4 protein-coding genes are annotated in these 4,560 nt (G+C 72.5%); all 4 read left to right on the forward strand.

Features of this window, described 5'->3' with window-relative positions:
* Nucleotides 1–7: 7 nt before the first annotated feature.
* The 4 genes from GRF61_RS23345 to GRF61_RS23360 all read left to right on the forward strand — a co-directional run bounded on the left by GRF61_RS23345 (nt 8) and on the right by GRF61_RS23360 (nt 4,338).
* Nucleotides 8–1,024 (forward strand): peptidase U32 family protein, encoded by a 1,017-nt coding sequence (locus tag GRF61_RS23345; protein WP_169153012.1) that lies wholly within the window; start codon nt 8–10, stop codon nt 1,022–1,024.
* Between the two features lie 41 nt (nt 1,025–1,065).
* Nucleotides 1,066–1,962 (forward strand): U32 family peptidase, encoded by an 897-nt coding sequence (locus GRF61_RS23350; protein ID WP_169153009.1) that lies wholly within the window; start codon nt 1,066–1,068, stop codon nt 1,960–1,962.
* Between the two features lie 70 nt (nt 1,963–2,032).
* Nucleotides 2,033–2,557 (forward strand): SCP2 sterol-binding domain-containing protein, encoded by a 525-nt coding sequence (locus GRF61_RS23355; RefSeq protein ID WP_169153010.1) that lies wholly within the window; start codon nt 2,033–2,035, stop codon nt 2,555–2,557.
* A 194-nt stretch (nt 2,558–2,751) separates the two neighbouring features.
* Nucleotides 2,752–4,338 carry a gamma-glutamyltransferase family protein gene (locus GRF61_RS23360; protein WP_169153011.1) on the forward strand — a complete coding sequence of 529 codons (1,587 nt, stop codon included), beginning with the start codon at nt 2,752–2,754 and terminating at the stop codon, nt 4,336–4,338.
* The last annotated feature ends 222 nt before the right edge of the window (nt 4,339–4,560 follow it).

A 4,560-nucleotide genomic window follows, 5' to 3' on the forward strand; every position in this document is an offset into this window, starting at 1 on the left:
CCTCTTCATGACCCCCGCCTCCCAGCGCATCGAACTGGTCTGCCCCGCAGGCTCCCTGCCGGCGCTCAAGACCGCCATCGACAACGGTGCCGACTGCGTCTATCTCGGCTTCAAGGACGCCACCAACGCCCGCAACTTCACCGGCCTCAACTTCGACGCCCGCCAGATGCGCGAAGGCGTGGATTACGCCCATGCGCGCAAGCGCAAGGTGCTGCTGGCGCTGAACACCTACCCGCAGTCCGCCAACTGGGCGGACTGGACCGCCGCGGTGGACCGCGCCGCCGCGCTCGGCATCGACGCCGTCATCCTCGCCGACCCCGGCCTCATGGCCTACGCCGCCAAGACGCACCCGCAGCTGCGGCTGCACCTCTCGGTGCAGGGCTCCGCCACCAGCTACGAGGCCATCGCCTGGTACCACGAGCGCTTCGGCATCCAGCGCGCGGTGCTGCCGCGGGTGCTGTCGCTGGCCCAGGTGGAAAAGGTGATCGCCAACAGCCCGGTGGAGATCGAGGTGTTCGGCTTCGGCGGCCTGTGCGTGATGGTGGAGGGCCGCTGCGCGCTGTCCGCCTACGCCACCGGCGAATCGCCCAACTGCAACGGCGCCTGCTCGCCCGGCAAGCATGTGCGCTGGGAACAGACATCCAAGGGCATGGAAACGCGGCTCAACGGCATCCTCATCGACCGCTTCGGCGCCGACGAGCGCGCCGGCTACCCGACGCTGTGCAAGGGCCGCTTCGAGGTGAACGACGAGACCTACTACGCCATCGAGGAGCCGACCAGCCTCAACACCCTGGAGATGCTGCCGGAGTTGGCCCGCGTCGGCGTGTCGGCGATCAAGATCGAAGGCCGCCAGCGCAGCCCGGCCTACGTCGCCCAGGTCACCAAGGTGTGGCGCGCCGCCCTCGACCGCCTCGCCCTCGACCCCGCCAGCTTCCAGGCCCAACCCGCCTGGATGGCCGAACTGAACAAGGTTTCCGAGGGCCAGAGCCACACCCTCGGCGCCTACTACCGGCCGTGGAAATGAACGCTCCGCTGAACACCCACGCGCCCGCCACCAGAAACACCATGAAGCTATCCCTGGGCCCCCTGCTCTATTACTGGCCGCGCCAGAGCGTGCTGGATTTCTACGCCGCCATCGCCGACAGCCCGGTGGACATCGTGCACCTCGGCGAAACGGTCTGTTCCCGCCGCCACGAACTCCGCCTGGACGACTGGCTGGAGGTGGCCGCCATGCTGGCCGCCGCCGGCAAGGAAGCGGTGCTGTCCAGCCAGTCGCTGATCGAATCCGAGTCCGACCTCAAGACCCTGCGCCGCATCGTCGGCCAGGGCGATTTCCGGGTGGAGGCCAACGACTTCGCCGCGGTGCGCCTGCTCGCCGAAGCCGGCCGCCGCGATTGGATCGCCGGCCCCACGCTCAATGTCTTCAACCCGCACACGCTGGGCCTGCTGGTGGAATCCGGCGCCAGCCGCTGGGTGGTACCGCCGGAGATGTCCGGCGAAGTGCTGGCCGGCCTGCGCGCCGCGCTGCCAGCGCCGCTGGAAACCGAGGTGTTCGCCTATGGCCGCCTGCCGCTGGCGCACTCGGCGCGCTGCTTCACCGCCCGCCACTACAACCTGCAGAAGGACAGCTGCGAGTTCCGCTGCCTGGGCATCGCCGACGGTCTGGTGCTGCGCACCCGCGAAGGCGAACCCTTCCTGACGCTGAACGGCGTGCAGACCCAGTCCGCCCGGGTGCACAACCTGCTCGGCGACCTGCCGGCGCTGCTGCCCCATGCCGAAGTGCTGCGCATCAGCCCACAGGGCGCCGACAGCCGCGAGATCATCCAGCTTTTCCGCGCCGCGCTGGATGGCCAGCGCAGCCCGGAGAGCGCCTTCGCCGTCAGCGCCGCCCACATGCCGGCCGCGCCATGCAACGGCTTCTGGCACGGCCGGCCGGGGGTGGAGCAGTACGTCGCCATGTAGGTGGCCTGCCCTTCTCCAGCACGCGCCCAGCCACATCCGCTTCCTTCCGACCGCCTTCCGGAATCCCGCCATGTCCGCCTCCTTCCCGCCCTCGCCCGCCACCCTGCTGCTGCCCGGCGCCCTGCGCCAGCGCATCCTGTCGCCGCTCGCCGAACGCCTCGGCCGCCGCTTGCAGAGCGTGCGCATTCCCGCCTTCGCGCTGCCGGCGCCCTTCGGCCGCGTCGTCGCCCGCCTGCCCCAGCAACCGCCGGCGCTGGCGCTGTGCGGCGCCCTCAACCTCGCGCTGGGCCGCATCCTGCCGCGGGAAGACCTCGCCGCGCTGGAAGGCCGCCGCCTGCGCCTGCGGGTGAGCGACGCCGGGCTGACGCTGGACTTCGGCCTCGCCAGCGGCCGCTTCCGCCCGCTGGCCGCCCACCTGGCCGCCGACCTCACCCTCACCGCCAGCGTGCGCGACTACCTTGCCCTCGCCCTGCGCGAGGAAGACGCCGACACCCTGTTCTTCTCCCGCCGCCTGCTGATGGAAGGCGACACCGAGATCGGCCTGCTGGTGAAGAACACGCTGGACGCGGTGGACTGGAGCCGCCTGCGCGGCTGACGAAGCAGGGGCCGGCCCCGCCGGCGACACGGCAGCGGCCCCCTCCCGGACACGCGGCCAAAGCGCCCGCAGGCGCACCCTTGCGGCATCCAAGCCACACCCGGACGCCATTCCCCATCGCGGGGCACACCCCGTAGTTCCCTCCGGCGCGCCGCTCAGGCATGCTCGCTCCTCCGCCCCCACGGAGTTACGAGATGCTCAACACGCTGGCCGCCGTCGGCGGCATGCAGGTCGCCCCGCACCACCTCGCCGCCCAGGCCGGCCGCGACGTACTGCGCGACGGCGGCAACGCGGTGGAGGCCATGGTTGCCGCCGCCGCCGCCATCGCGGTGGTCTATCCGCACATGAATGCCATCGGCGGCGACGGCTTCTGGCTGATCCACGAGCCCGGCAAGGCGCCCATCGCCATCGACGCCTGCGGCTCCGCCGCCGCGCTGGCGAACCGCGAGTTCTACGCCGGCCACGACGCCATTCCCTCGCGCGGCCCGCTGGCGGCGCTCACCGTGGCCGGCACCGTCGGCGGCTGGCAGCAGGCGCTGCTCGCCGCCGCGCCCTGGGGCCGCGCGCTGCCGCTGTCGCGCCTGCTGGCCGACGCCATCCGCCACGCCCGCGACGGCGTCGCCGTCACCGCCAGCCAGGCGGCGCTCACCCGCAGCAAGTTCGACGGCCTGCGCGATGCCCCCGGCTTCGCCGAGACCTTCCTGGTGCGCGGCGCGCCGCCGGAACGCGGCCAGCTGCTGCGCCAGCCGGCGCTGGCCAACACCCTGAGCACCCTGGCCGATCGCGGCCTGGACGATTTCTACCGCGGCGAGACCGCCGCCCGCATCGCCGCCGAGCTGGAGCGCCTGGGCAGCCCGCTGCGCGCCGCCGACCTCGCCGGCTACCGCGCCGAGGTGGTGGAGCCGCTGTCGGTGCGCCTGCGCGGCAGCACCATCTACAACCTGCCGCCGCCGACGCAGGGCCTGGCCGCGCTGATGACCCTCGGCATCTTCGACCGCCTGGGCGTCACCGAGGGCGAGGGCTTCGCCTACGTGCACGGCCTGGTCGAATCCACCAAGCGCGCCTTCCGCGTGCGCGACCGGGTGGTCACCGACCCTCGCCGCCTGCCGGCCGATCCGCGCAGCTTCCTCACCGCCGCCGCGCTGGCCGAACGCGCCGCCGACATCGACATGCAGGTCGCCCTGCCGTGGCCGGACCCGGCGGCGCCGGGCGACACCATCTGGATGGGCGCCATCGACCGCGAAGGCCGCGCGGTGAGCTTCATCCAGAGCGTGTACTGGGAGTTCGGCTCCGGCGTGGTGCTGCGCGACACCGGCATCACCTGGCAGAACCGCGGCGTCAGCTTCTCGCTGGACCCGGCCGCGCTCAACACTCTGGAGCCGGGCCGCAAGCCCTTCCACACCCTGAACCCCTCGCTGGCGCTGTTCGACGACGGCCGGGTGATGCCCTACGGCACCATGGGCGGCGAAGGCCAGCCGCAAACCCAGGCGGCGGTGTTCAGCCGTTACGCCCTGTTCGGCCAGAGCCTGCAGCAGGCGGTGAGCGCGCCGCGCTGGCTGCTCGGCCGCACCTGGGGCGACGTCAGCACCAGCCTCAAGCTGGAAAGCCGCTTCGACCCGGCGCTGGTGCAGGCCCTGCGCGACGCCGGCCACCAGGTGGAACTGCTGGACGAAGCCTTCAGCGACACCATGGGCCACGCCGGCGCGCTGGTACGCCACCCCAACGGCGTCATCGAAGGCGCAGCCGACCCGCGCAGCGACGGCGCCGCCGCCGGGGTGTAAGCCCCGCTCCCGGCGCGGCATGCAGCAAGAAGGCCGGCCTGCCCGGCCTTCTTGCTGCATGCCCTGCCCGGTCGGTGGGTTACGCCGCCGCCCGCGGCCTTTTCCTCACAGGAACAGTGGCTTGCGTCACGACCGCGGCGCATCCGCCGCACCGGCGCAAGCGCGCGCCGCTATCATCCCGCGCAGCCAGCGCCACGACCGGCAGATGCCCCCGCCCCACGG

The organism is Azoarcus sp. TTM-91 (assembly GCF_012911025.1).
In the GTDB taxonomy this organism is placed as follows: Bacteria; Pseudomonadota; Gammaproteobacteria; order Burkholderiales; family Rhodocyclaceae; genus Azoarcus.

What these genes read in the sequence shown, in the direction of transcription:
- GRF61_RS23360 (WP_169153011.1), top strand. Translation starts at nt 2,752, where the DNA reads ATGCTCAACACGCTGGCCGCCGTCGGCGGCATGCAGGTCGCCCCGCAC.
- GRF61_RS23350 (WP_169153009.1), top strand. Translation starts at nt 1,066, where the DNA reads ATGAAGCTATCCCTGGGCCCCCTGCTCTATTACTGGCCGCGCCAGAGC.
- GRF61_RS23345 (WP_169153012.1), top strand. Translation starts at nt 8, where the DNA reads ATGACCCCCGCCTCCCAGCGCATCGAACTGGTCTGCCCCGCAGGCTCC.
- GRF61_RS23355 (WP_169153010.1), top strand. Translation starts at nt 2,033, where the DNA reads ATGTCCGCCTCCTTCCCGCCCTCGCCCGCCACCCTGCTGCTGCCCGGC.